At 55.6% G+C, this 26,230-nt stretch carries 27 protein-coding genes; 5 read left to right on the forward strand and 22 right to left on the reverse strand.

The window, feature by feature from the left end; translation table 11 throughout:
• Positions 1–145 precede the first annotated feature (145 nt).
• The 5 genes from ACXAF0_RS01600 to mnmE form a co-directional block, all read right to left on the reverse strand.
• Complete coding sequence (locus tag ACXAF0_RS01600) at positions 146–1,363, reverse strand: ParB/RepB/Spo0J family partition protein (protein ID WP_475343030.1); 1,218 nt, start codon at positions 1,361–1,363, stop codon at positions 146–148.
• Positions 1,360–2,187: a ParA family protein gene (locus ACXAF0_RS01605; RefSeq protein WP_475343031.1), complete on the reverse strand. Its 828-nt coding sequence runs from the start codon at positions 2,185–2,187 to the stop codon at positions 1,360–1,362. Before ACXAF0_RS01605 ends, ACXAF0_RS01600 begins: the two co-directional genes overlap by 4 nt.
• A complete protein-coding gene (rsmG, locus tag ACXAF0_RS01610) occupies positions 2,184–2,819 on the reverse strand; it encodes a 16S rRNA (guanine(527)-N(7))-methyltransferase RsmG (protein WP_475343032.1) in 636 nt (211 codons plus the stop codon). The genes ACXAF0_RS01605 and rsmG overlap by 4 nt, the downstream gene beginning before the upstream one ends.
• A gap of 497 nt (positions 2,820–3,316) precedes the next feature.
• A complete protein-coding gene (gene mnmG / locus ACXAF0_RS01615) occupies positions 3,317–5,218 on the reverse strand; it encodes a tRNA uridine-5-carboxymethylaminomethyl(34) synthesis enzyme MnmG (RefSeq protein ID WP_475343033.1) in 1,902 nt (633 codons plus the stop codon).
• A 144-nt stretch (positions 5,219–5,362) separates the two neighbouring features.
• Complete coding sequence (gene mnmE / locus ACXAF0_RS01620) at positions 5,363–6,736, reverse strand: tRNA uridine-5-carboxymethylaminomethyl(34) synthesis GTPase MnmE (protein ID WP_475343034.1); 1,374 nt, start codon at positions 6,734–6,736, stop codon at positions 5,363–5,365.
• Between the two features lie 246 nt (positions 6,737–6,982).
• Here mnmE and ACXAF0_RS01625 point away from each other — a divergent pair, with 246 nt between their 5' ends.
• Complete coding sequence (locus ACXAF0_RS01625; RefSeq protein ID WP_475343035.1) at positions 6,983–7,972, forward strand: DUF4238 domain-containing protein; 990 nt, start codon at positions 6,983–6,985, stop codon at positions 7,970–7,972.
• Positions 7,973–8,250: 278 nt separating this feature from the next.
• Here the strand turns inward: ACXAF0_RS01625 and ACXAF0_RS01630 are convergent, their stop codons facing one another.
• From ACXAF0_RS01630 to ACXAF0_RS01655, 6 genes are all read right to left on the reverse strand, one after another.
• Positions 8,251–8,562, reverse strand: a complete 312-nt coding sequence (locus ACXAF0_RS01630; RefSeq protein WP_475343036.1) for a (2Fe-2S) ferredoxin domain-containing protein — start codon at positions 8,560–8,562, stop codon at positions 8,251–8,253.
• A 20-nt stretch (positions 8,563–8,582) separates the two neighbouring features.
• Positions 8,583–8,840 (reverse strand): DUF6489 family protein, encoded by a 258-nt coding sequence (locus tag ACXAF0_RS01635; protein WP_475343037.1) that lies wholly within the window; start codon positions 8,838–8,840, stop codon positions 8,583–8,585.
• A 181-nt stretch (positions 8,841–9,021) separates the two neighbouring features.
• Positions 9,022–9,783 carry an ABC transporter ATP-binding protein gene (locus ACXAF0_RS01640; RefSeq protein ID WP_475343038.1) on the reverse strand — a complete coding sequence of 254 codons (762 nt, stop codon included), beginning with the start codon at positions 9,781–9,783 and terminating at the stop codon, positions 9,022–9,024.
• Positions 9,780–10,844, reverse strand: a complete 1,065-nt coding sequence (locus ACXAF0_RS01645) for a FecCD family ABC transporter permease (protein ID WP_475343039.1) — start codon at positions 10,842–10,844, stop codon at positions 9,780–9,782. The genes ACXAF0_RS01640 and ACXAF0_RS01645 overlap by 4 nt, the downstream gene beginning before the upstream one ends.
• Before the next feature lie 6 nt (positions 10,845–10,850).
• Positions 10,851–11,966: an ABC transporter substrate-binding protein gene (locus ACXAF0_RS01650; RefSeq protein ID WP_475343040.1), complete on the reverse strand. Its 1,116-nt coding sequence runs from the start codon at positions 11,964–11,966 to the stop codon at positions 10,851–10,853.
• A gap of 136 nt (positions 11,967–12,102) precedes the next feature.
• Complete coding sequence (locus tag ACXAF0_RS01655; protein WP_475343041.1) at positions 12,103–12,507, reverse strand: hypothetical protein; 405 nt, start codon at positions 12,505–12,507, stop codon at positions 12,103–12,105.
• Between the two features lie 234 nt (positions 12,508–12,741).
• Between ACXAF0_RS01655 and ACXAF0_RS01660 the strand changes: the two genes are divergently transcribed.
• From ACXAF0_RS01660 to ACXAF0_RS01670, 3 genes are all read left to right on the forward strand, one after another.
• On the forward strand, positions 12,742–14,781 hold the full coding sequence (locus ACXAF0_RS01660) for a thioredoxin domain-containing protein (protein WP_475343042.1): 2,040 nt from the start codon (positions 12,742–12,744) through the stop codon (positions 14,779–14,781).
• Between the two features lie 39 nt (positions 14,782–14,820).
• Complete coding sequence (locus tag ACXAF0_RS01665; protein WP_475343043.1) at positions 14,821–15,309, forward strand: methylated-DNA--[protein]-cysteine S-methyltransferase; 489 nt, start codon at positions 14,821–14,823, stop codon at positions 15,307–15,309.
• A 125-nt stretch (positions 15,310–15,434) separates the two neighbouring features.
• Entirely contained in the window at positions 15,435–16,409 is a 975-nt protein-coding gene (locus tag ACXAF0_RS01670) for a quinone oxidoreductase family protein (protein ID WP_475343044.1), read from the forward strand.
• Positions 16,410–16,459: 50 nt separating this feature from the next.
• Here ACXAF0_RS01670 and ACXAF0_RS01675 read toward each other — a convergent pair whose 3' ends face one another.
• Positions 16,460–17,014, reverse strand: coding sequence for an HD domain-containing protein (locus tag ACXAF0_RS01675; RefSeq protein WP_475343045.1), 555 nt, complete (start codon positions 17,012–17,014; stop codon positions 16,460–16,462).
• A gap of 170 nt (positions 17,015–17,184) precedes the next feature.
• Between ACXAF0_RS01675 and ACXAF0_RS01680 the strand changes: the two genes are divergently transcribed.
• Positions 17,185–17,487, forward strand: a complete 303-nt coding sequence (locus ACXAF0_RS01680) for a hypothetical protein (RefSeq protein WP_475343046.1) — start codon at positions 17,185–17,187, stop codon at positions 17,485–17,487.
• A 32-nt stretch (positions 17,488–17,519) separates the two neighbouring features.
• Here ACXAF0_RS01680 and ACXAF0_RS01685 read toward each other — a convergent pair whose 3' ends face one another.
• The 10 genes from ACXAF0_RS01685 to ACXAF0_RS01730 all read right to left on the reverse strand — a co-directional run bounded on the left by ACXAF0_RS01685 (position 17,520) and on the right by ACXAF0_RS01730 (position 25,855).
• A complete protein-coding gene (locus ACXAF0_RS01685; RefSeq protein WP_475343047.1) occupies positions 17,520–18,167 on the reverse strand; it encodes a LysE family translocator in 648 nt (215 codons plus the stop codon).
• Between the two features lie 177 nt (positions 18,168–18,344).
• Positions 18,345–19,610 carry a transcription termination factor Rho gene (rho, locus tag ACXAF0_RS01690; RefSeq protein WP_475343048.1) on the reverse strand — a complete coding sequence of 422 codons (1,266 nt, stop codon included), beginning with the start codon at positions 19,608–19,610 and terminating at the stop codon, positions 18,345–18,347.
• A 342-nt stretch (positions 19,611–19,952) separates the two neighbouring features.
• The gene (locus tag ACXAF0_RS01695) at positions 19,953–20,312 is read right to left on the reverse strand and encodes a helix-turn-helix domain-containing protein (protein WP_044829896.1); all 360 of its coding nucleotides are present in this window, start codon (positions 20,310–20,312) and stop codon (positions 19,953–19,955) included.
• On the reverse strand, positions 20,309–20,956 hold the full coding sequence (locus tag ACXAF0_RS01700; RefSeq protein ID WP_475343049.1) for a Smr/MutS family protein: 648 nt from the start codon (positions 20,954–20,956) through the stop codon (positions 20,309–20,311). Before ACXAF0_RS01700 ends, ACXAF0_RS01695 begins: the two co-directional genes overlap by 4 nt.
• A gap of 228 nt (positions 20,957–21,184) precedes the next feature.
• Positions 21,185–22,126: a substrate-binding periplasmic protein gene (locus ACXAF0_RS01705; RefSeq protein WP_475343050.1), complete on the reverse strand. Its 942-nt coding sequence runs from the start codon at positions 22,124–22,126 to the stop codon at positions 21,185–21,187.
• Between the two features lies 1 nt (position 22,127).
• On the reverse strand, positions 22,128–22,841 hold the full coding sequence (gene dnaQ, locus ACXAF0_RS01710; RefSeq protein WP_475343051.1) for a DNA polymerase III subunit epsilon: 714 nt from the start codon (positions 22,839–22,841) through the stop codon (positions 22,128–22,130).
• 18 nt (positions 22,842–22,859) lie between these two features.
• A complete protein-coding gene (coaE, locus tag ACXAF0_RS01715; protein ID WP_475343052.1) occupies positions 22,860–23,444 on the reverse strand; it encodes a dephospho-CoA kinase in 585 nt (194 codons plus the stop codon).
• Positions 23,445–23,465: 21 nt separating this feature from the next.
• Positions 23,466–24,332, reverse strand: coding sequence for a shikimate dehydrogenase (locus ACXAF0_RS01720; protein WP_475343053.1), 867 nt, complete (start codon positions 24,330–24,332; stop codon positions 23,466–23,468).
• 45 nt (positions 24,333–24,377) lie between these two features.
• Positions 24,378–24,983 (reverse strand): Maf family protein, encoded by a 606-nt coding sequence (locus ACXAF0_RS01725; RefSeq protein ID WP_475343054.1) that lies wholly within the window; start codon positions 24,981–24,983, stop codon positions 24,378–24,380.
• Between the two features lie 47 nt (positions 24,984–25,030).
• Positions 25,031–25,855, reverse strand: coding sequence for a pyruvate, water dikinase regulatory protein (locus ACXAF0_RS01730; RefSeq protein ID WP_475343055.1), 825 nt, complete (start codon positions 25,853–25,855; stop codon positions 25,031–25,033).
• Between the last annotated feature and the right edge of the window lie 375 nt (positions 25,856–26,230).

Consider the following 26,230-nt stretch of genomic DNA (forward strand, 5'->3'; position numbering starts at 1 on the left):
ACAGGACTGGGGAACCGAATCACAAGAGCACCTTAAAGCACCCGCTTTACCTCAACCGATCCCCGACGCGCTTTCGAATCTTCTTCCTTAAGCTTCTTGAGCTGATCGATTTTTTCGCGATCAAGCGCCTTCATGCTGGTTTTGGTTACGGCTTTTTTCCCGTGCCATCTGTAACCTCCTCAGCAATCAGATCATCAAGCGCGTCCTCGCTGACCTCTTCGCTTTCGATCGGATCATCGCCTTCCGGCCCTTCGATGACGAAATCATCGTCTGCGCTTTCTGGCAAAGTCGCATCGGCAATCGTTTCCAGCTCGGCCGTCAGATCATCTTCGTCAGAGTCGTCACCAACATCGGAGTCGTCATCTTCGATAAACATCGAATCGAATTCGTTGTCATCCGACTCTGGTGAACTTACCTCGACTTCATCCTCGCCAAGCTCGCTGGCCTTGCCATGGGTCAGGCGCTGCAGAATGTCATCAAGCTGCTCGAGCGTGTCATAGCGGATCGAGATTTTGCCAGACGCCCCGTCAAAGTCGATATTGACCGCCAACCCCAACATATTGCTAAGGTCACGCTCCAGAGCCACTGTATCTGGGTCTTTCTCCGTCGATGCCCCGCCGGATGATTTCTTCGGACGCGACGCCTTACCACCATCGGTTTTAACAAGCTTTTCGGCCTGACGAACGTTCAAGCCCTTCTTGACGATCTGTCCGGCAAGCTCGACCGCGTTTTCCGCACCCAGAAGCGCACGTGCATGGCCAGAGCTTAACACCTTGTCCGAGAGCATCTGCTTGATCGGTGCCGGCAGACCCAGAAGACGCAGACTGTTGGCAATGTGGCTGCGGCTTTTACCAAGTGCCTGACCCAGCGCTTCCTGCGTGTGGGAAAACTCGCTCATCAGGCGGTTATAGCCTTCGGCCTCTTCAAGCGGCGACAAATCCTGACGCTGCAGGTTTTCGATCAGGGCAATTTCGGCCGTTTCGCGGTCATCAAACTCGCGCACCAGAACCGGCACTTCGTGCAGCTGTGCCCGCTGGGCCGCGCGCCAGCGCCGCTCACCGGCAATGATTTCATAGGTGGTTTCACCCGTCGAAGACGCACGCACCAGAATCGGCTGAATGATACCCTTTTCGCGGATCGAGGCCGCCAGATCATCAATCGCGTCATCGTCAAAATTGCTGCGCGGCTGGAACGGCGACGGCTTCAGATCGGTAATCGCAATCAGCTGCGTCGTGCCCCCCGGTCCCGGATGAGCCGCCTCGCCGGTATCATCGCCACTTGCGGCAACCGCAACATCTTCGTCTTCTTCGCCCAGAAGTGCAGACAGTCCCCTTCCCAAGCCGCGTTTTTTTGCTTCGCTCATGCTTTCACCCCTTCGCGTTTCAGGACTTCGCTCGCCAGATTCAAATAGGCCCGTGATCCCGGGCACTTCATGTCATACACCAGCACCGGCGCACCGTGGCTGGGGGCTTCGGAAACGCGGACATTGCGCGGGATCACCGTGCGATAAACCACATCACCGAAATAGTCGCGCACATCATTGGCCACCTGGGCCGACAGGTTGTTACGCTTGTCATACATGGTCAGCACAATGCCCTGGATTTCAAGGTTCGGATTGAACGCCTTCTTGACCCGTTTGATGGTCCGGACCAGATGGCTGACCCCTTCAAGGGCAAAGAACTCACATTGCAGCGGCACCAGAACCGCATCAGACGCCACCAGCGCATTCAGGGTCAAAAGACCCAGCGACGGCGGGCAATCAATCAGGACGTAATCAACATCCTGCGGCAGTTTGCCAAGCGAATCCTTAAGCTGCGTCTCGCGCCGTTCAAAATCAACCAGCTCGATCTCAGCCCCGGAAAGATCCATGCCCGAAGGTACGATGCTAAGCCGCGGAATGCTGGTTTCCTTGCGCGCCTCTTCAAGCGTATTGCCATTGATCAGCACGTCATAAGAACTGATTTCGCGATCAGATGGACGCAAGCCCAAACCGGTACTGGCATTGCCCTGCGGATCGAGATCGACAATCAGAACCCGCTGGTTCACCGCCGCCAGGGCGGTTGCCAGATTGATGGTCGTGGTGGTCTTGCCCACCCCGCCTTTCTGGTTGGCCACGGCGATGATGCGCGGACGATTTCCGGCACCCTCTGATTTCGTCGAAAGCGGCAAATCAATAACATCCGTCACCGGCCCACTCCTTTTAAGATCATCACGACACCGTCCGGATCGACCAGGCTGGCATGCGTGGTTACATCAAATGTCCAACCGGCATCGCGTGCGTCCGCCAGTTCATCCTCAAAGGCACGTCCCTTTAGCAGCACATAATGGCCGCCGTCTTTCAAATGGCGCTGCCCCAATTCCAAAAGCTTTGGCAGTGGCGCAAAGGCACGCGCCGTAATTACATCGGCCTTACGCGGCGCTGCCGCCTCAATCCGTTCGCGGGCAATCTCGGTCTGGCCCAACACACCACACACCCGCGCGGCCTCCATCAGAAAGACCGTCTTCTTGGTATTAGATTCCATCAGGGTCACATTGTTGGCCCCAAGGATCGCCAGAACGATGCCCGGGAACCCAGCACCCGATCCGAAATCAACGATCTTGCCATCGGCCGCGATATCGGAAAGATGCGGCCAAAGCTGTGCGGAATCCTGCAAATGACGCCCCCAAACGTCTTCGGCCGTGCTGGCGCCAACGATATTGATGCGTGGCTGCCACTTCACGACGAGGTCTGCATACTGGTTGAGGCGGTCCAATGTTTCACGTGAAACATTCAAATCCTGCTCAAACCAGGTTTTTACGGGTGTGGAAATTGTCTGCATATTTGATTTATAGGCCCACCCAGAAAAACACTCCAGTCTTGATTTTTGCCATTTTGTGTTTTTGGCCTCGTCGGATGCGACAAAATCGAAATAAAACACATCGAATGTTTCACGTGAAACATTCACACGCTCAGAACCGATCACCCCGGCCCAATTTCTCCGCATATTCGAGGAAGTTTGTCCTGCCCTCGCACGCCATCAGCCGAGTCGGCCCATAACGTGGGCAAAACCTTCTGCGACTCGGCATACGCCGGGCCGGTGTGTGGGTATGTAGATGTACCCCTCTTCACCCGCCGTCGTTTATGCGCGCCGATTGGAATGGCATGATGGTTGACCGACAAAACCGCTGCCACGCTCCGGCACATCCGCACACCATAAACAAAACACCCGGCCGATGGTTTGGCCGGGTGTTCGGATCTGGGATCAGTTGTCGGATGTGTTTGGTGCGGACACTTTATATATATGTGTGGCCGCAGCCGGAACCCGTCACAAGTTGATCAGGCGGTACGCGATGCCGCTGCGTTCTGATGCTTGTGGCTTTTGATATGGCCGAGCAGTGCCGTGACCGCCGCCGGGGTGACACCCGGGATGCGCGATGCGGCACCGATGGTTTCCGGCTGGATTTCTTTGAGCTTAAGCCGGATCTCAGCCGACAGGCCACCGACCTTATCGAAATCAAGACCACGCGGCAGACGCAATTCCTCGTCCCGACGGAAGGCGGCAATGTCGGCCGCCTGGCGATCGAGATAGCCCTTGTACTGAGCATCAATCGCCACCTGTTCCTTGATTGCCGGATCAAATGCGCCGAGCTGCGGCCAGACCTTGGTCAGGGTATCGAAGTCGATATCGGGATAAGCCAGCAGATCATAGGCCGACCGGCGCACCCCATCCTGATTGATTCTGATATCGAACTTGGCCAGACCATTCGGGGTTTCGGTCAGCTCGGCGACCTCGGTCTTGGCCGCATTCAATGCCGACTTCTTGGCATCCCAGGCCTGTTCGCGGGTCGATGCGATGCAGTCGATATCCAGACCGCGATCGGTCAGACGCTGATCGGCGTTATCGGCGCGCAACATCAGGCGATACTCTGCGCGCGAGGTGAACATGCGATAGGGTTCACGCGTGCCAAGGGTGACCAGGTCATCGATCATCACGCCGATATAGGCGTCCGCACGATCGAGAACAAATTCACGTTCCGTCCCACCAGCAATCAGAGCCGCATTCACACCGGCAATCAGCCCCTGCCCGGCGGCTTCTTCATAGCCGGTCGTGCCATTGATCTGTCCGGCAAAGAACAGGGCCGCGACCTTTTTGGTTTCCAGCGTATGGCGCAACTCGCGCGGATCGACGAAATCATATTCCACGGCATAACCGGGACGGAAGATCTCGACCTTTTCCAGACCCGGAATGGTGGCCAGCATGGCCAGCTGGACGTCTTCTGGCAGCGAGGTCGAAATGCCATTTGGGTAAACGGTCGGGTCATCGAGGCCTTCGGGCTCAAGGAAAATCTGATGCTGATTTTTCTCGGCGAAGCGTACGACCTTGTCTTCGATGGACGGGCAATAGCGCGGACCGCTGCTTTGGATCTTGCCGCTATACATCGGCGCACGGTCGAGATTGGCGCGAATGATTTCGTGGGTCGCCTCGGTCGTCCAGGTCAGGTGGCAGGGAATCTGCGGCACCGTGATTTCCTTGGTCAGGAAGGAAAACGGATCGGGCGGTGTATCGCCCGGCTGTTCCTGCAGGCTAGCCCAATCAATGGTTCGGCCATCAAGACGTGCCGGGGTTCCGGTTTTCAAACGTCCTAATCGGAATTCGTATTTCGCCAGTGTATCGGACAGGCCCGTTGCCGGGGCATCGCCCATACGACCGGCCGGCTCGGACTTCTCGCCAATATGGATCAGACCATTGAGGAACGTACCCGTGGTCAGCACCACCGCGCCAGCCGTATATTCCGAACCATCACCGGTGACGACACCCTTGATCCGGTTGTTGTCATCAATGATCAGGTCCTCAACGCCGCCTTCAAGGATGGTGAGGTTTTCCTGATCCGCCAGAATATCCTGCACCGCCTGACGATAAAGTTTACGGTCGGCCTGCGCGCGTGGCCCACGTACCGCCGGACCCTTGGAACGGTTGAGCATGCGGAACTGGATGCCGGCACGGTCAATCGCACGGCCCATTACACCGTCAAGCGCATCGACTTCGCGTACCATATGTCCCTTCCCCAGACCACCGATGGCCGGGTTGCATGACATTTCTCCGATGCGATCGGCGCGATGCGTGACCAGTGCCGTGGCAGCACCCATGCGCGCAGCGGCCGCAGCGGCTTCACATCCGGCATGGCCACCGCCGACCACAATCACATCAAAGCGGTTATTTGGCACGTTCTTTGACATCGACTTCCTCACTCAATCCCCGCAGCTTATCATGCTGCAGGCGTGAACCGTGTTTGGTTCGAATAGACTTATATGATCAACCTTGTGACGAATGTTTCACGTGAAACATTGGTTGGGCTCAAGCCTAACGACTCTTCCCTAACTCTATTTGCCGATACAGAAGTCCCCGAAGATGATATCGAGCAAATCTTCCACATCGACGCGTCCGGTAATCTTGCCGATTTCGCGGACAGCGAGGCGTACATCCTCGGCTGCCAGTTCTGCGATATCGGTCTGCAATCCGCGATCCAGATGATCGCTGGCACTTTCAAGTGCCCGCCGATGGCGCAAACGTGTCAGCGGCACGGGCCCGGCAAAATCGAGCCCCTCTTTTACGCGAGTCTCCAGCAGTTGCAAGAGGCTTTCCATCCCCTGCCCGGTCATGGCCGATATGGCCAAAACGGGAAGCTCCAGTGCGTGGCCATCGGCTGATGTCCCCTGCCACTGGGCCGGGACATCAATGGCATCTGTTGCATCGACCTTATTGATCACAATAAGCGTCTTGTCATCGATCAGACGCGCGGCCTCCGGATCGATAGTCGGCCAGTCCGCGCGATCAATCACCACCAGCCTGAGGTCGGCATTCTCGGCCCGCTCCGTCGCCCGGCGCACGCCCTCGGACTCAATCACATCACCGCTTTCGCGCAGGCCTGCGGTATCGACCATGGTGACCGGGAAGCCACCAAGATCCAGATGGACTTCGATCATGTCGCGCGTGGTCCCGGCGATCTCGGAGACAATGGCGGCGTCACGCTGGGCAAGCCGGTTGAGCAGGCTTGATTTACCGGCATTGGGCGCGCCAAGGATAACGATCTGAAACCCTTCGCGCAGCCGTTCGCCGCGTCGGTTATCAGCCAGATGTTTTTTGACCTCGCCAAACACACTCATCAGATCGCCGCGCACCACGGGTACGATGCCGTCAGGAAGGTCTTCGTCGGGGAAATCGATATCGGCCTCGATATGCGCGAGGGCCTTCATCAAACGCGCGCGCCAGCCTTCATAAAGCGTGCCCAATTCACCGGCCATTTGGCGCACGGCTTGGCGGCGCTGGGCGGATGTCTCGGCATCAATCAGATCGGCAATGCCTTCGGCCGAGGTCAGATCCATCTTGCCGTTTTCAAAGGCGCGCCGGGTATATTCACCGGGTTCGGCAACGCGCAATCCATCCTGGCGCGACAGGCAATCGAGTACCCCTTCGACCACAGCCCGGCCGCCATGAACATGCAGCTCGACCACGTCTTCGCCGGTAAAGCTTGCCGGGCCTTCGAAATAGATCGCCACCGCATCATCAAGCCGTTCACCCGATTGCGGATCACGGATCGGGGCATAGATCGCATGGCGCGGTTTGGGCATGGCATCCCGACCCAATAACGCGCACAGCACCGCCCCGGATCGCGGCCCGGATAATCGGATCACGGCAACGCCGGCACGCCCCGCGCCGGAGGACAGGGCAAAAATGGTTTCTCGGCTGGCAATCATGGCGGGTCCGTCAGTTTTGAAGATGCGGTTGCGTGGCTGACGAGGATATCGTCCAGACAGCGGCAAAGGTCAACATATCGCAGAAAACAACCAACAGGGCTTTAAGCCTCGCTAAAAAATCAAGGTTTCCGGCACATTGGTCTGTCCAAATTCCGACATGACGAAATCTGCAATACTATTTTCTATGCTACAAATAGACTTCCCAAACTACGCCATTAAAATCAAACAAGCTTGGGTTCAAAGATTATGCCTAAGGCGAACAAAAGAGATAGCTCTCCAAAAATCCACCACTATGTGCCGCAAGCACAACTACGCCATTTTTCGGGCAGCTCAGATGAAAAGTTCGTTTACACATTCGATAAACAAACTTATCGCTCCTACCCAGATTCAATTAAAGACAACGCTGGCGCGAAGAAAAATTTTAATACGATTTTTTCGGAAAAAGATAAGGAAGTCTTTGAGGGGATATTTCAAGAGGTAGATAAAACCTCTCCTAGGCTAATATCGAAAATCTTAGAGAGAGGCTCAATCGATTGGCTAAGCCAAAATGACAGAACGGCTCTCTCCGACTTATTCGTTACTCAGTACATTCGAACTGAATTTCTTCGACAGAGCTTAGTCGAAGCTGCATCACAAATACGAGATTTTGCAAACCGGCACGGTATTAGTGACATCACTTCCATGCCGAGCGAGAACGACGCCCGCAAATTCGCTAAGGATATGTTTCTTAATCGTCGGGAACTTATTTCATCTCTGCTGAGATTAATTCCATTGCTCTACGTCGCTACCGGAAGCAGACAATTCGTTATCTCTGATCACCCCATCACATTACAGAATGCCTTTCCATACGGCGATTTAGGGCTAGAATCCGCTGGAATTCTTTTAACCTTACCCTTGTCACCCAAGTACGCCATAACCTTAAATTGCCCAACGATACTTGAGAAAGTTAGACAAAATACATTTCTGGATTTGGAAGAAAAGACCGCTAGAACTGCAAAAAAATTCTTGAATGTGTGTCAGTTGGAAAGCCTTTTGAACTCTCCGACGCGGAGGTCATACAAAATAACAATCAACAAATTATGCAAAGCAATAGATTCATCTATTCAGCAACAGATGAATTTGATTTCGCCAAGCAGTTCCTCGACGAGCACAAAAAGTTTCGCAGCCCTAACCTACCCATCACTTTCTCAGACACACCGCCTACGAACGCACGTTTACCAAATGGGTACCAAATAGCTGTGTTCGAACCAACGGATCACTGTTTGTTGCCAATCCAGCTAACGCCAACCAATGATAGGCATCGTATCATCGCTGAGACTGAGAACATTTCTACTTTGTGGCAACTTATCAAGGAGCGGCAGCCCTTAAACATTCATCTGTACGAAAATGGAAGGGTGATACAGATGGTCACTGGAGCAAAATTCGAAAAGATCGGCAAACTCGATGACGGGAAATTTGAGATTACTTACTTTGATCCAAAGCTAAGAAACCTACCGTTCAGATAATGCAAGCCGTTAAAGCTGCAGGCGTTCGACCACCTGCCCGCCAATCAGATGGTCATTGAGGATCGCCTCGATGTCTTCCATCGTATCAAAGCGATACCAGGTGCCTTCGGGATAGACCACCATCACCGGGCCCAGTTCGCAGCGATCGAGACAGCCGGCAGTATTGATCCGGGTTTGCGGCAGGCCGAGCTCCTTGGCGCGCACCTTCATGTAATTGCGAAGTTTGGTCGCGCCCTTGGAATTGCAACACCCGCGTTCATGGCCGGCCGGGCGTTCGTTCTGGCAGACGAAAACATGGGCCTGATAAAAATGTTCACGCATGGAATTCATTTGATCCCGGCTCAGTCCTTGCTACCAGAGCTGCTGCCCGGTGTGCTGTTGAACTGGCCCCAGAAGGCTTTTTGCAGCTGTTCCCAGTTCTGAATGCCTTGGGGCAGCCAGGTATTGAGCATGGTTTCCGGATCCATCGCCGCCAGATTGGCTTTCATGCGGTCTTCGATGTCTTGCATCATCGCCTTTTGCATCGGCTGAACATCAGGAAGGCCAAAGAAGGTCCGTGCCTCTTCCGGGGTGCAATCAATATTCACGGTTACTTTCATGGCCCTGATCTCCTCATGCGTTTTTGTTCGCGTTATCGCTGTCTGGTTGTCGCCATTATGACGGGGAATGGCAACATCTCAAACACAAAGCACTCAGAGAGGCTCCCCTTGGCCGCAAGCTCCCCGGAAAACCACCAAAAATGGATCGCCCCGATGCGCTTAGATCGGCAAATTTGCGAATTTACGCCATGACTTGTGGCCGCGGTGCAATCACCGGCCTACCGCCCGCCCGGGCGACAAGGTCGACATCAAGCCCGTAACATCGACGAATGTTTGCAACAGAAAGCACGTTCTCGGGCGCATCCTGATGCACAAGCCGACCATCATGGATCAGGACAAGCTGATCAGCATATTGCATAGCAATGTTGAGGTCATGAATGGCCATCAGGGCAAGCGCGTTGTGGCGCACGACATAGCGTTTCAGCAGCATCAGTACCGAAATCTGATGGGACATATCAAGGGCGCTGGTGGCTTCATCAAGCACAAGCAATCCCGGCTGACGCACCAGACGTTGGGCGAGAAGAACAAGCTGCTGCTGCCCGCCCGAAAGCGTCGTCATGCAGCGTGACGCCAGATGCGACAAGGACAATTCCGCCAGTATGTCGGTCGCCCGCGCGATATCTGATTGCGAAACCCGCCAGCCCAACCGTTCATGCGTGCCCAGAAGCACGGTTTCAAGCACCGTCAGCGATGCCGTGACCTTGCACGATTGCGGCATATAGCCGATATCGCTGATGTGCGGCGGCACCCCGTTCCAAGATACGGACCCTGAAAAGCCCGATTGCCCGGCCATGGCCGAAAGAAGCGTTGATTTCCCCGCCCCATTGGGACCAATCACACCGACCACCTGTCCGGTCGTCAAGGAACAGGTGACGCCAGTGAGGATATCAGTCCCCGACCGTCGGACATGCAGATCGGCAATGGCAAGCGTTTGCGTTTTCATGAGGACCGCCTTTTACGTGCGTAAATAACCAGAAACAGCATGGGAATACCCGCCACCGCAGTAATGATGCCAACCGGAATAACCCCACCCGGCGAAATCAGCTTGCCAAATACCGATGCGCTGGCAAGGATGACCGCCCCCACCATGGCCGATAGCGGAATGGCAAAGCGATGATCTTCGCCGACCAGTGCCTTGGCGACATGCGGGGCAACAAGTCCGACAAAACCGATGGTGCCGACAAAACTGACCGCGGCGGCGGTTAAAAGCGCAATCAGCACAAAGCTGCGCCGGCGCAACCGACCCACCGAAATGCCCAGACTTGCCGCATTGGCATCGCCCAGACGCAAGACGGTCAGTTTCCAGGTATCGTGCAGAATGAATGGCAAGCAGGCCAATGCCACAAGGCTTGTGACCGCCACACTCGTCCAATTGGCTTTAAGCAGGCTGCCAAACAACCAAAAAACGATCTGCTGCAGGATCTCCGGCGAGGCAAGATATTGCAAAAGCGATTGCAGCGACTGGAACAGAAACAACACGCCAATCCCGCACAGAACAAGGATTTCCGGCGTTTCGCCCAGCGCATGCACCATGCCATAGACAATCACACAGGCAAGGATCGTCATGGCAAAGGCAGCAATCGGGGTGATGAGATATTCCGGCAAGGGCAAAGCGGCGCCAAACATGATCGACAAAGCCGCACCAAAACCGGCGGCAGCCGAAAAACCCAGCGTAAAAGGACTGGCCAGCGGGTTATCAAGGATCGTCTGCATCTGGAGACCGGCAATGCCAAGGCACATGCCGACAATCACCGCCATCAGACTTTGCGGCATCCGCAAATACCAGATGATGGTCGCTGTCGCGCGGTCGGCACCATCCGGCCCGGCCAGAACCGCATCAATGACATCTGACAGCGGCATGCCGGATGGCCCGATCGACAGATCAAGAATAACCAGCCACAGCATGACAAAAATCGCGCCACCCAGTGCCAAAGCGCGTTTGAAGGCCATGCGTCGATACCCGGCAATATGCCGGGTATCGACGGTCATTGTTTCGCGGTGCATTGCCCGTTATTGCCCGACCGGGACATAACGCGCGACAAACACGCCGTCCGGGTCCACCGGCAGCCAATCGGCATAAAATGCTTCAAGCTCTTTACGCGGATGGATATCGGCAAAGCTGTCCGGATAAAGCGCCTTGGCGACCATACGCATATAGACGAAGTCCGAAAGCGTACGCGCACCGCCATGATAAAGCGCATAAATCTCGCCATCCTGAACAGCTGGCAGGTCCGACCAACCCGGACGACCGAGATAAGCCGCCATGCGCTCATTAACCAGTTCCGGATCCGCGCCAAAGCCGACCGGTACCGCACCGGGCGACCCCAGCCATTCCGACCCGGCAAGGAAAATCACCTCTGGCTTGCTGGCAAGGACATATTCCGGGTTCAGCGGGCCCCAATTTTCGATCTGACCATTGGCGATGTTATCGCCACCCAGCGTATCGACCAACCCGCCCCACATGCCATTGGCATAGCTGTTGCCGATTTCCGACGGGCCATTTTTTGCCAGTTCGACATAGACTTTCTTGCGCGCAACCTTGGATGCTTCAACGCGTTTGAGGGTGTCCTGGTAATAGGATTCATAAAGCTCGGCGAGCTTCTCGGCCCGGTCTTCAGTCCCCATTGCCTTACCAAGGGCGCGGGTCGAGGTCAGGTGACGGTCCAGCGTCTGGGCATTGTAATCAATCACCAGAACCGGGATGCCGGCCTGTTCGATCTGCTCGACATTCTGACCAAGGGCGCGATATTGCCAGGCGGCCATGATCGCCAGATCCGGGCGGGCCGCAATAGCCGCCTCGATCGAGAATGTGCCGCCCTCGGTATCGCCAACATCAGTCATCTGATCAATTTCGGGGAATTTGGCGACATAGGTTTCGTATTGTTTGGGACGCCATCCCTTCCAGACCGGGCGGGAGATGGCAACAACACGGTCAAGCGCGCCGTCACCGGTAATCGCCAGAAAATCTTCGAAGTTAAAGCCAAGCATCACCCGTTCAGCGGGCTTTTCAAGGGTAATGGTGCGGCCTTCAACATCGGTGATTTCGATATCGGCCTGTGCCTGGGACGCGCCAAACAGCGCAATCGCGCCGATTGCAGCCGTGGCAATTTTTGCAAAAAGTTTCATTGTTGTTTTCCTGATAGGATTTTCTCAAGACCGCGACCTTGCCATCTGAAAGGCGCAGCAAGCCAAGCGCGCAGCGGCATTACCCGGTAATACCCGTAGGGTCACGGTCATTTCGTGCAGTCGCAGAAAGCGGGAGTCACCCGATCAGGACGGGTGGTGCACGCGGCGAGATATCAGCGAAAACAGGTTCTGCGAAATGAACGGGTTCCTGTGCCTTTGGAAAGAAAATCCTCGCATAGGGCTCGCGGACTTTAAGCGCGGGCTGCGGAACTGGCAGAACGATAGAGGAAATAATACGACAGGCAGGGCAATCCTGCGTCAGACCGGATGCCGGTTCGTCATTTGCACCTGTCGGGAAAGCGGCAGAGCAAATGTACGGGATCGACCCGTCCGGCAGGGCATAGAAGGAAAGATCAGGCTTGCCTGCGTTGCTTTGCGGAAATTGCGGGACCAGATGCGCAAAACCCACCAGAACAAGTGCCAACGCGCAAAGTGCACGGATGACATTGCCAGCCAGAGGGTTTTTGAACGTGTTCGTCACAATACGCTGATCTCGAAAGTTTGACGCTTGATGGGTTTTTTAATCAATCGCGCGTCATTTGCCATGATTTATCGCAAATGTATCAACGATCATCAAGAATTAGTGAAATTTGCCCCCTAAGACTCTCGAATCCCTTGTTATTTTATCCATGTCCGATAGGCTTGATGATAATACAGCCATGAACAAAAAAGAACCGGTCGCAGACCCAAATGCGCACCAGGCACAGGACACAAAATGGAACTCGCACGTAACAATCTTGGTTCGGAAACAAGCCCCTATCTTGTCCAGCATCGTGACAACCCGGTGCATTGGCAGCCCTGGAGCAGCGAAGTCCTTGAGCACGCAAAGGCCGCCAACAAGCCGATCTTGCTCTCAGTCGGCTATGCGGCGTGTCACTGGTGCCATGTCATGGCCCATGAAAGCTTTGAGGATGACGGCATCGCCGCCCTGATGAATGACCTTTTCATCAATATCAAGCTCGACCGTGAAGAACGCCCGGATCTTGATGCGCTTTATCAGAATGCGCTGGCCCTTCTGGGACAACAGGGTGGCTGGCCACTGACCATGTTCCTGACCCCGGATGGCGAACCGTTCTGGGGTGGGACCTATTTCCCCAAGGAGGCGCGCTATGGCCGGCCGGGATTTGGGGATGTGCTGAAAACGGTCGCCAAGATTTACGCCGAAAAACCCGATGATGTGCGCCACAATGTCAGCCAGATTTCCAATGCGCTGATCAAGATGAACCGGGCGACGGTCGGTGCGATCCCGACCCTTGAGATGATTGATCGTTGCGGCCATGGCTGTTTGCAGATCATGGATGGGGAAAATGGCGGGACATCCGGCGCACCGAAATTCCCGCAGCCCAGCCTACTGTCATATCTGTGGCGCACCGGTGTGCGCACCGAGGATGACGGGCTCAAACGCATCGTCAAACACAGCCTGGATCGCATGTGCCAGGGCGGGATTTATGATCATCTCGGCGGCGGTTTCGCCCGCTATGCCGTGGATGATCAATGGCTGGTGCCGCATTTCGAAAAGATGCTGTATGACAATGCCCAGCTGATTGATCTTCTCTGCGATGTCTGGCGCGTCGATCCCAATCCGCTTTATGCCAAGCGGGTCGAGGAAACCATTACCTGGATCCTGCGCGAAATGCGCATCCCCGGCGGCGCCTTTACCGCAAGTCTGGATGCCGACAGCGAAGGGGTCGAAGGCAAGTTCTATGTCTGGTCGGAAACCGAGATTGATCAGATCCTTGGCGCGGATGCTGACCTGTTCAAGAAATTCTATGACGTATCAAACGACGGCAACTGGGAAGGCCACAATATCCTCAACCGCACCGCATCGGGGCTGGCACTTTCCGATGACGCGACCGAGGAAAAGCTGGCCGAGCTTCGCGCCAAGCTTCTGGCAGAACGCGCCAAACGCATTCGCCCGGGCTGGGATGACAAGGCGCTGACCGACTGGAACGCCATGACGATTGCCGCCTTTGCCGAGGCAGCCATGACCTTCCACCGTCCCGAATGGCTCGATTACGCCAAGCTTGCCTATGGCTTTGTGCTCAATACGCTCATGGAGGGTGATCGCTTCCTGCACAGCTATCGCGATGGCCGCGTCCAGCATGCCGGGATGCTCGAGGATTATGCGCATATGATCCGTGCGGCTTTGAGGCTTTATGAGTGCTTTGGCGAGGATGTTTATCTTAATGAAGCCATCCGCTGGTCGGCGACCGTGGAAACCCTGTTTGCCGATGCCAAGGGCGGTTATTTCCAGTCGGCATCGGATGCCAGTGATCTTGTCGTGCGCCAGAAACCCTTCATGGATAATGCGGTGCCGTCCGGTAACGCGATCATGGCCCAGAACCTTGCCAAACTTTATGCCCTGACCGGGGACACCAAATACCGTGATCACGCTGAAATCACCCTGTCAGCCTTTAGCGGACGGATTGGCGAGCAGTTCCCCAATATGCCGGGTCTTATGATGGCGGCAGAAATGCTGCAAAACCCGGTGCAGATCGTGCTCATCGCCAAGGATCGCAGCCAGACCTATCTCGATATGCGCCGGGCGATATTTGGCAGCTACCTGCCAAACCGGGCGATCACGATCTTGTCTGACGGGGATGCCCTGCCCGACGGCCATCCGGCCCAAGGCAAGACCGCGATACAGGCTAAGGAAACCGCCTATGTCTGTCAGGGACCGGTCTGTTCGGCCCCGGTCACAAGTGTCGCGGATCTGACCAATCTGCTTGCCGATTTGCCGGCCACGGCTGCGTAGTCCCAAGACACCCAACTAGAAGCACGAAAGACAGCCACCATGCCGCAAATCTCGATCAACACGCCCGTTGGCGCAATTACGGTTTTCGCATTTGAAGATCAAATCGTTGCGCTTGATTGGGGATTTGTTGACGAGATTGAAAGTACAGCCGTGCTGGAAGACGCCAAAAATCAGCTGACCGCCTATTTCGCGGGCGACTTGAAGCACTTTGACCTGCCACTCGCTCCGGATGGCACGGATTTTCAAAAGGCGGTCTGGGATGCGATGTGCAAGATCCCGGCGGGCAAAACCGCGACCTATAAGGAGTTGGCGAGCATGGCGGGATCGCCGAAGGCATTCCAGTCGGTCGGCACGGCCTGTGGCCTTAATCCAATCCCGATCATCATTCCCTGCCACCGGGTTCTGGCCGCAGGCGACAAGCCGGGCGGATATTCCGGCCAGGGCGGGCTTGAGACCAAACGCGCACTTTTAAAGATCGAAGGCGTTGACCTGCCGCTTGGCAGCGATCAGGGCAGCTTCGATCTTTAGGGTGGCGCCCGGTATTTCTACTCTACAAAATACATAACTTCGCCTGCTGCAAATCGCTGATATCTGCCCTACACTCCCCCCATTGATCAAACAGGCGCGACACAGCGCATCAAGGGAGGTCCGCGATGACCAAAGCATTCCGATTTTACGAAACCGGCGGCAGCGATGTCCTGAAATTTGAAGATGTCGATGTCGGAACTCCGGGCGAGAGCGAAGTGCGCCTGACGCAAAAGGCGGTCGGGCTCAACTATATCGATATCTATTTCCGTTCCGGGGTTTATCCCGCACCTGCCATGCCGTCCGGTCTTGGGCTTGAAGGTGCTGGTATCATTGAGGAAGTGGGTCCCGGTGTCACGGATCTGGCAGTCGGTGATCGCGTGGCCTATGCCGCACAGCCGCTTGGGGCCTATGCCGAAGCGCGCGTGATGCCGGCCAAGGGGCTGGTCAAGATCCCCGATGATGTCAGTTTCGAACTGGCCGCAGCGGCGATGTTGCAGGGCACGACGGCGCAATATCTTTTGCGCCGGACCTATGAGGTCAAAAAGGGCGACACCATCCTTATCCATGCCGCCGCGGGTGGCGTTGGCCAGATCGTCTGCCAGTGGGCCAAGCATCTCGGTGCGACCGTGATCGGGACTGTGGGCTCCAAGGAAAAGGCCGAGATTGCCAAGGCAAAGGGCTGCGATTACCCGATCCTCTATCGCGAAGAGGTCGTCTCCGAGCGCGTTAAGGAAATCACCAATGGCCAAGGTGTTGAAGTTGTTTATGATTCGGTTGGTAAAGACACCTTTGATGATTCGCTTAAATGCCTCAAACGCCTTGGCATGATGGTCAGCTTCGGCCAGTCATCGGGTGCGGTGCCGCCGGTATCGCTGGCCCAGCTTGCCCCGGGGGCCTATTTCCTGACCCGACCCAGCATCTTCCATTATAACGCCACCCGCGAAGAGCTACTGGCGAGTGCTGGTGAGCTGTTTGATGTCCTTAAATCAGGCATCGTCACCATCAACATCACCGCGACCTACCCGCTTGCCGACGCGGCAAAAGCCCATGACGACCTCGAAAGCCGCAAAACCAACGGCTCAATCGTCTTTACGGTCTGATTTGGTGCTATAGCACTGATATTTATATGGCATTCGTGATTGAGGCAGGGTTATTTCCCTGCCTCTTTCAGTTCGTTCTGATGGAAGATCCGCACATCGCGGGCGATGGCATCAAAGCGTTCTGACAGGCCGTCGCTGACTTCGCGGCATGGGGCGACCACCGCTTCGGCCCAGTCGACATAGGCGAGGATCTGTTTTTCATCCCAGCCAATCGGGGTGTCGGTCAGCATGGCGCCGACATTGGCGACCTTGTCGGCCAGACGGACCAGCTTGGCGCCGTTGGTCAGGTTTGGGGCAGTTTCGATCTGCTTTGCCTTGCGCTCATCACGTGGCAGGGCCTTGTCATCACTGACTTCCAGCACGATGTCGGCAACAATATCATTAAAGCAGGCGGCGATTTCATCGCGGGTCGCACCGCAATCCTCGATCACGTCATGCAGGACAGCGGCACAAAGGATGTCCTCGTCGGTGCCCGGTTCGCATTCGACAATCAGGCGGGAAACCTCGATCGGGTGATTGATATAGGGTTCCTGTGCGGCGCCTTTGCGACGCTGGTCGCGATGGGCGCGGGCGGCGAAATCAACAGATTTGAGTAGAAGCTGCATAAAGCGCAATACAGTCGTGAACAGAAAGGCCAGATTCACACGGCTTTTGCGCGGTTTCAAGCTTTCATCGGGCCGGGCGGCTGAAAATCATGCAAAGCCATGAAAAACCGCCACAAACAGGGTAGTATAAACCCCATCAACGCAACGCCATTCAAAGGGAGATCTGGACCATGTCACAGGAATTGTGCCTGAAACTGACCCTGCGCAACGACAATGACAGTCCCCTGCATCTGAGCGGCCTGGCCCCCAAGGATGGCTGGCAAAGCCCGCCGCCCAACCGGCTGGAGGCCAATGAAACGGTGCTCTGCGAAATCACCACCGCCCATACCCTTGCGATTACGCTCAATTACGGCACGTGCCATATCGGCCTGCAGCTGAGCGACGACAGTTTCAGCATCGAGCCGGGCGATGCCCGCGTCGAACGCCAAAAGCTGGGCGGGAATGTCGCAGAGGTGATTTTGGCCCTGGCTTAGGGATGCACCTCACTTGGCTGATATTGCGCCGGTCAATTGCGCAACGCGCGCAACCCATCCAACAGCAACCGCCCGCCAATCAGGCCGAAAATCGCCCCGAAACTGGCATCAATGGCGCGGAAAAAGCGCAGATAGGTTCTGACAGCAACGCCAGTTGAAAACAGCACGGCATAGGTCCCATAGACCATCATCGCAGAAATGGCGGCCATCACACCGATCAAGACCAGCGAAGAATGCGCCCCGTGGGCGGAGGCCAGAAACATCGATACCGCCACCCACATCATCGCCGCCTTGGGATTGGTCAACACCACCAGAAGACCGGTCCGCCAGGAGACAAGGCCCAGTCTTGGGAAGATTTGGGGATCCGATATAGGGGCGTGATTGCCCGGGCGTTTCAGGCAACTGCGCAGGGATTTGGCTGCGAGATACAGGAAGTACGTGCCGCCCAATATCTTCATCGCCGTCAAGGTCTGCGGGAAGGCATCAATAATCGTTCCGATTCCGAAAGAAAACAGGATGGACCAGACGAAGACGCCAGTCGCAATGCCCGATGCCGTCAGCATCCCGGCCCGTCGTCCACCCGATAATGCAGCGGCAGACACCGCCATCATGTTCGGGCCCGGTGACACCTGCGCCAGCGCAATGCCAAGCATGACCGTACCGATTTCCAAGCCCGTCATCACCGTCCCTTTCCGATCATTTTCGACATACAAGTATGACGGGTAAATCAAAGATCGCAAGCACGCACAGTTTCATGTGAAACATCGCGCCGATCGGATCCGCACAAAAAACGGGGCCACAGCGGGCCCCGTTTGATTTGGTCGATCCAATTGCCGAGCCATCAGGCCCGGCTGGCGTTAGCCATTCATGGAATCGAAGAAGTCGTCGTTGTTTTTGGTGCCCTTGAGCTTGCCAAGCAGGAATTCCATCGCGTCCTGCGAGCCCATCGGGTTGAGGATACGGCGAAGGACCCACATCTTGGACAGAACGCCCTTGTCGACAAGGAGCTCTTCCTTACGGGTCCCCGATTTGAGGATATCAATCGCCGGGAAGATACGCTTGTCAGACAGTTTGCGATCCAGAACCAGTTCGGAGTTACCGGTCCCTTTGAATTCTTCAAATATGACCTCGTCCATGCGCGAACCGGTATCGATAAGCGCAGTTGCGATGATGGTCAAAGACCCGCCCTCTTCGATGTTACGCGCGGCACCAAAGAAGCGTTTCGGACGCTGAAGTGCATTGGCATCAACACCACCGGTCAGGACCTTGCCCGAGCTTGGTACGACGGTGTTATAGGCACGCGCCAGACGGGTAATGGAGTCCAGCAGGATGACAACGTCATGCTTGTGCTCAACCAGGCGCTTGGCCTTTTCCAGAACCATTTCAGTGACTTGAACGTGACGCTGGGCCGGTTCATCAAAGGTCGAGGAAATCACCTCACCCTTCACCGAGCGGTCCATGTCGGTCACTTCTTCCGGGCGTTCGTCAATCAGAAGAACGATCAGATAGGCTTCCGGATGGTTTTCCTCGATCGCGTGCGCAATGTTTTGCAGCATCACGGTTTTACCGGTGCGCGGCGGTGCGACGATCAGGGCACGCTGACCTTTACCAAGCGGAGAGACAAGCTCAATCACGCGGTTGGTGGTGTCCTTGTTCGTGCCTTCCTGATCAGACTCACGCTCCATATGCAGGGGCTGATCGGGATAAAGCGGGGTCAGGTTGTCAAAGTTGATGCGATGACGGACTTTTTCCGGCGCATCGAAGTTGACCTTGTCGACTTTCAGCAGTGCAAAATAACGCTCGCCTTCCTTGGGCGACCGGATCTGGCCTTCGACCGTATCACCGGTGCGCAGACCAAAACGCCGCACCTGGCTCGGACTGACGTAAATGTCGTCGGGGCCGGCAAGATAGTTTGCCTCGGGGCTGCGCAGGAAGCCGAAACCATCCGGCAGAACTTCAAGAACGCCCTGACCAAAAATGGCGTGGTCGTTCTCGGCCAGCTGCTTGAGGATGGCAAACATCAGCTCCTGTTTGCGGAGCGTGCTGGCATTTTCGATTTCGAGTTCCTCTGACAGGGCAAGCAGCTCGGTCGGAGATTTCTTTTTAAGGTCCTGAAGATGCATATGTGCGTTTAATGATCTGTGGTTGCCGAAAGGGCGAATATTTTAATGGAGATAGAAAAGAAGATGTGCGGTTGACCGTCAGGCAAGGCGCTCAGGCGTTTGCTGGTGCGTGCGGACGGATCAAAAACCTTGGAGTTGCAAGAAAGGCAGGTCTTTTCATGTTTCTGGATCGAAACACCACCGATTGATACCCTTGAAAATCGCAATAGTCAAACCGTGATTCAATGAAATCGGCTATTTTCCCCCTCACGTTGTACAAAAAACACGTTTTTGGCGGCTGATTACCCCGAATTCGATCAACAGTTACGGAAATATGGGCTCAAGCGTTGCGAAAAAGACGTCCTAGGCCGGACGTTCGCGCACGATTTCAAGCATGCGATCAAGCTGATCGTCGCTCAGGCCGGCAATGCGTTCCGACAGCAGGTTGGCAAGTTCGGTTGCCGCGGGCTCAAGCCCGGCGGTATCGACGGTGACCTTGGGATGGGACAGCTGGGCGAGGCGTTTGATGTCATCGACCTCGTCCCAGACCAGATTGAAATAGCCACAGATTTGCTGCACCAGACCGGGGCTCGGCCGCCCGCGATGGCCGTGCTCAAGGGCGGACAGATAGGCCGGTGAGAGCTGAAGCGCGGTTGCCATGTCCGTCAGCGTCACATTATTGCGTGCACGGAGTTCCCTGATGCGATTGCCAAAAGGTGTCACGGGCGTCTCCGTTTCAACAAAACATAAAAGGCCCCGGCCCCGCCGTGCTGAATCTGGGCCTGATTGATGGCAAGGATGCGGTTGCGCAGGCGCGGCGCACTCAGCCATTGCGGGGTGCGTTCGCGCAACAGACCGGTGCGGCCATATTCATCGGCGCGCGATCCCTTGCCGGTAATCACCAGAACACAGCGCTTTCCGGCCCGCCAGCTGTCCTCGATAAAGGCATTAAGGGCATTATGGGCGACGTCCTGGGTCATGCCATGCAGGTCAATGCGCCCGTCGATCGACATCTTGCCTTTCTGGAATTTGTTGGCGGTCGAACGATCGATGCCGTCGGTGACACCGGGTTGAAGTTCACCAAGCTGGCGGTTCTTGATCTGCGGGCCGCGATCGGCATTACGGGCCGAGGGCAGATTGCGCGCCGCCCGGCTTTGCTCGGATTGTTCGAGCTTGTCACCAAGATTGTCCGGCAGGGTGATCGCGGTGTCACTGGTGTGGATTTCATCGTCTGATGCGGCCACGTCGTCGTCCCCTTTGCGCTTTTTGTTGCGCAAGGGTTTGACGTCACGGGTAAAGACCTCCCACAGGGTCTTTTCATCTTCCGTGATGGTACGGCGTCGCTTATTGGGTCTTTTACTTGTCATCTACCAGAACGATATGCAGCCGGCGCGGTCCATATGCGCCAAGCTGTATCGACGGTTCGATAGTGCCTGTTCGCAACAGCCCGGTCACCCAAGGAATGTTCGCGGCATATTGCCGTGTCCGAGCTTTTCGCGCAACCGCGCCCATACCCGAATTCGGTATCGGGACGACAATATGTTGGTTTGAAAATCAGTTGGGCGCGCGGATTTAGGTCCTTCCGAACTGCGCGCTTACGGCCCGACCCCGTTCAGATCGACACAGGTCACGCCGTTATTATCAAGGTTCAGCATCGCCTTGAGGAACGAGCTTTCCAGATTGGTCGAAAGACCGTGCGAACGACGGTTTTCAATGAAGAAGCCATTGGTCTTGAAGTTATCAAGCTGTGTCTGGAGCTTTGTGACATCCGCATCGGGTACATCACCGCTAATCGCGATGTAAAGATAGCAGGTTCGATATGGCACGGCCCCGGCGATGTCGGGCACCGTCGTTTTGGGCGATTGGCTGCGGGCCTGATTGACATAATGGCGCAGGATATTGCCACCCACCGCAATCAGATCAACGCGGCCCGCCATCATCATTGGCAACAAAAGCTCTTCGCGTGGCACCGTGATCAACTGTTCCGCACCGCGATCACGCAAATAGGCCTCGCGCGCAGATCCCATCAGAACCCCGATCCGGGCATCGCGCAACAGCGCTTGAAACGTCAGGTCGCGCCAGCCTGTGTTTTCAAAGCCATACAGGTTCCAGATGGTGCGGCTGACCGGACCGACCCATTTGAAAACGTCTTCGCGATAATCAATGCGGGTGGTGGGATACACGACATGGCCGGTTTCGCGTTCGGCCAGCTCCATCTGACGTTTCCACGGCATCTGCGGCACGATTTCAACCGCAAGGCCGGTTTTGGCGAACAGTTCAATGGCAAGGCTATCGAAATAGCCGGGCTCCGGACGGCCGCTTGACCTTACACGTGCGCTTTCAGAGAGATGGATAATATAGGTGCCATCAAAGACGGTCGGGTCAGATGGGTCTTTCGCCCCGGTTTGCTGGGCATGAACACCAACAGGGGCTGCATTGAGAACCATCGCCACCAACAGGGCTTTGGCAAGGCGTCGGGCGCATCTTTTGAAATACAGATCTCGAAAACGCAATGTTGGCCACTGCCGTTTTCCCATCTTATGCCTCTTGCTTTGCAAGCCAGAGGGCGTCTTTGACCTTGGCCTCGATATAGGCTTCGTGGGCGGCGAGCTCTTCGTCGCTGATCACGTGCGGCCTGGGTTCAAGCCGGTTGCCCTTGGGCCCGAGAACCCGACGACCGCCGTTTTCATCATCCTGATTGCCATTTAACGCATTGGGATCAAGCGACAGGCCATGCTGACGCCCGCCAAGCAGTTCAAGGTAAACCTGGGCCAGCAAATCGGAGTCAAGCAGCGCGCCGTGCAGGGTACGGTTTGAGTTGTCGATCTTAAACCGTCGACACAGCGCATCAAGGCTGACCGGGGATCCGGGGAATTTCTTGCGCGCCATCTGAACCGTATCAAGCGCCCGGTCCATGGCAATGCGCGGTTTGTTCAGCCATTCCAGTTCCGCATTAAGGAACTTCATGTCAAAGCTGGCATTGTGAATGACCAGAACCGAATCTTCGCCAATGAATTCGACGAAATCATCGGCGACCTCGGCAAAGACCGGCTGATCTTTGAGGAAATCATCACCCAGACCGTGAACATCAAATGCCTCTTTGGGCATCGGGCGCTGGGGATTGATATACTGGTGATACTGACGGCCCGTTGGCATGTGATTGATCAGTTCGATACAGCCAATTTCAACAAGCCTGTGGTCGGCATACGGATCAAGGCCAGTGGTCTCGGTATCGAGGACAATCTCACGCATCTATTCTGGGTCCAGTGATCAACGCAGTTGGTCAATAATGCCCTGAATATATTGAAAAGTAACCGCACGTCCCAAGCCTGTCGGGATGATGAAATCGGCACGCTTTCGCTTTTCGATATCGGGCATCTGTTTGGACAGAATGGCGGAAAATTTTGCGTCCGTCATCCCCTGTCGCGAAAGAACACGTTGGCGTTGAATAAACCCAGGTGCTGACACAACCGCAACATGATCACAACGCTTTTCACCATTGGTTTCGTAGAGAAGCGGGATGTCGAGAACAACCAATTTGCGACCCAGACGCCGTTGTTTGGCCAGAAACCGGTTTTCACCGTCGCGCACCAGCGGATGCAAAATGGTTTCAAGCTTTTTCAAGACCCCCGGATCGGCAAAGGCGATCTTGCCCAATGCCTGTCGATCAATCCGGCCATCATGGATCACATCGGGAAAAGCCGCCGCAATCGGATCAAACGCCCGTCCGGTTGGCGCCATCAATTCATGGGTCGTGGCATCGGCATCATGGACCGGCACCCCAAGGTGACGAAACATCGCCGCCGCGGTTGACTTGCCCATGCCGATAGAGCCGGTTAACCCAAGAATTTTCATTGTAAGATCACCAATATATTCTTAATCAGGCGAAAGAACGAAGTCGCGCAGTTCCTGGGTGACTTCCGGATCAATCCCGAACCAGCGATGGAAACCCGGTCGTGCCTGATGCAGCAACATGCCCAAGCCATCAACAATCGGATTGCCGCGCTCCTTTGCCTGCACCAGAAGGTCGGTCATCAGCGGTGCATAGACAATATCGGTGACAAGGGCTGTTTGCGGCAAGCCGGTCAGATCAATTTCAAGCTTGGGCTGACCGACCATGCCAAGGCTGGTGGTATTGACCACAAGCGACGCTCCGTCGAGGGCTTCGGGTGCCAACGGCCAGTCAACGACCTTGATCCGTGGATCGTTGATTTCCTTGGCCAAGTCCTCGGCGCGTTTGCGCGTACGGTTAGCGAGCCGGATTTCCGGGCTGCCTTCATCCAGCAAAGCAACCAAAACCGCGCGGCACGCCCCACCCGCGCCCAGCACAACGGCTGGACCAGAGGCAAAGGCGATATCCGGGGCTTCCTGACGCAGGTTTTCGATAAAGCCGTATCCATCGGTGTTATCGCCCCACATCCGACCATCCTTGGAAAAGGTGACGGTATTGACTGCGCCAATGCGCCGCGCCCGATCTGAAAGCTCATCACATTCGGGCATCGCCATTTCCTTTTGCGGAATGGTGACATTGACCCCGGAAAAACCAAGATTGCGCAGGGAAATCAGGGCCGCCTGAAAGTTTTCCGGCTCCACGGGGAGTGGCATATAGCAGCCATCAATGCCGTATTTCGCCAACCAGTAACCATGCAGGCGCGGCGATTTCGAATGCGAGACCGGCCAGCCCATCACGCCTGCCAGGCGCGAGGTTCCGGTCAATGTGCGATAGGGATTACGCGGGGTCATGGATGAGGTTTCCTGCCTGAATTCTTATTATCGGTTTGTTTTTTTCTATGCTTTTAGAACGCCATGATCACGCAAGAAGCCGATCAGCGGCAAAAGCGGCATGCCAAGGACGGTGAAATAATCGCCGCGCACCTCGGTAAAGAGCTGCGCACCAAGGCCTTCAAGCTGATAGCCGCCGACACAGTGATAGATCTCTTCGCCGGCAGCATCGAGATAGTCTTCGAGCCATTCATCGGTGAAGTTGCGGACAGTCAGATGGGCGGTATCGATCGTGCCCCAGATGCGCGAGCCCTCTTTATATATAACAGCGGCCGAAACCAGCTTGTGGCTTTTCCCGCGCAGTGAAAGAAGCTGGGCACGGGTATTGTCACGGTCCATCGGCTTGTCAAACCAGATGCCATTACATTCCAGCATCTGATCGGCGGCAATGACGATGGCGTCAGGCTGCTGACGATACATGCGCAGCGCCTTCATTTCGGCGAGCGTTTCTGCGGCTTCGGCAGCACTGGCGCCCTCGGCCTTCATCGCCTGTTTATAGCCATCCTCGTCAATCATCGAGGCGACGGCTTCGCAATTAATACCCGCATTGGTTAGCATGGCGTGGCGGGCCTTGCTGCTGGATGCGAGAATAAGACGATGGGTGTTGGGCATGGCTTTATCCTGATTGGTGGGCGCGACCTTGTTTATCGGCCGCACCTTTAGTGACCGCGCCGGTCATACATGGTTGAAAGAATGATGGCCGCGGTTTCTTCGATGGAACGGCGGGTCACATTAATGATCTTCCAGCCGCGTTCGGTAAAGTAACGCCGGGCCTGATGAACTTCATCACGCACAGCAACCGGATCGACGTAATCCCCGCCCTCGCCGCGTTCGATCTGGCGCAGACGGTTTTTCCGGATCGAGACCAGCTGATCGACATCCTTGATCAACCCGACCACCAGCGGCTTGTTCAGCTGATCAAGTTCGGGTGGCAATGGGCAGCCCGGCACAAAGGGAATATTGGCGGTCTTGATGCCGCGATTGGCCAGATAGACCGAGGTCGGTGTTTTCGAGGTGCGCGACACCCCGACAATCACCACATCGGCTTCTTCCAGATCCCAGCCGGACTGGCCGTCATCATGAGACAGCGTGTAATCGATCGCCTCGATCCGGCTGAAATATTCCTCGTCCATTTTATGGAGCGCACCGGTCCGGCCGTGCGATTGCTGGCCCAGATAGCCCGCCATCATGGTCACGGTATTATCAAGCACATGGCTGTGCGGGACCTGCAGACGACGACAGCCTTCTTCAAGCTTGCGACGGATGTCGCTGTCAAAAACGGTATAAAGGACGATACCGGGATTGCGTTCGATATCGGCCAGAACACGCGCCAGCTGTGCGTCGGTGCGGATCAGCGACCAGACATGTTCATGGGCCCGCACATCGGGAAACTGCGCGACACAGGCGCGCGCAATGCCATCGACGGTTTCACCGGTTGAGTCCGAGACCAGATGAAGATGGAAAATTTTGTCCGTCCCGACCATGCTTGTCCGTTTCTTTGGCCAAAATCCGGGCCCACAAGCAGAATCTTATCCACTTTTTGCGCGCCAAGCGATTTTTCAAAATTTGTTCAAACGCCCACCGGGCTGTTCAAAATACCGATCACTATCTGGATGCATAGTATTTTTGCCGCAACCCGAAGTTAGCAGATCGGAGTCGGGCCTGTGGATAATTGTGGATAACGGGAGCGACTCCGACCCGATTTTTTCCACAGAATTTATCCTCCCACTCATACAAAATTTCTCAAACGCTCTGTCCCGAGCGGGATAAGTGCCGATTTTTTCCCGTAATAACAGGGATAAGAATGCGAAAACCAGACTTATTCACCTTATCCCCGATATTCAAAAACGTCTTTTCCC

Source organism: Thalassospira sp. ABD4_177, from assembly GCF_056160125.1.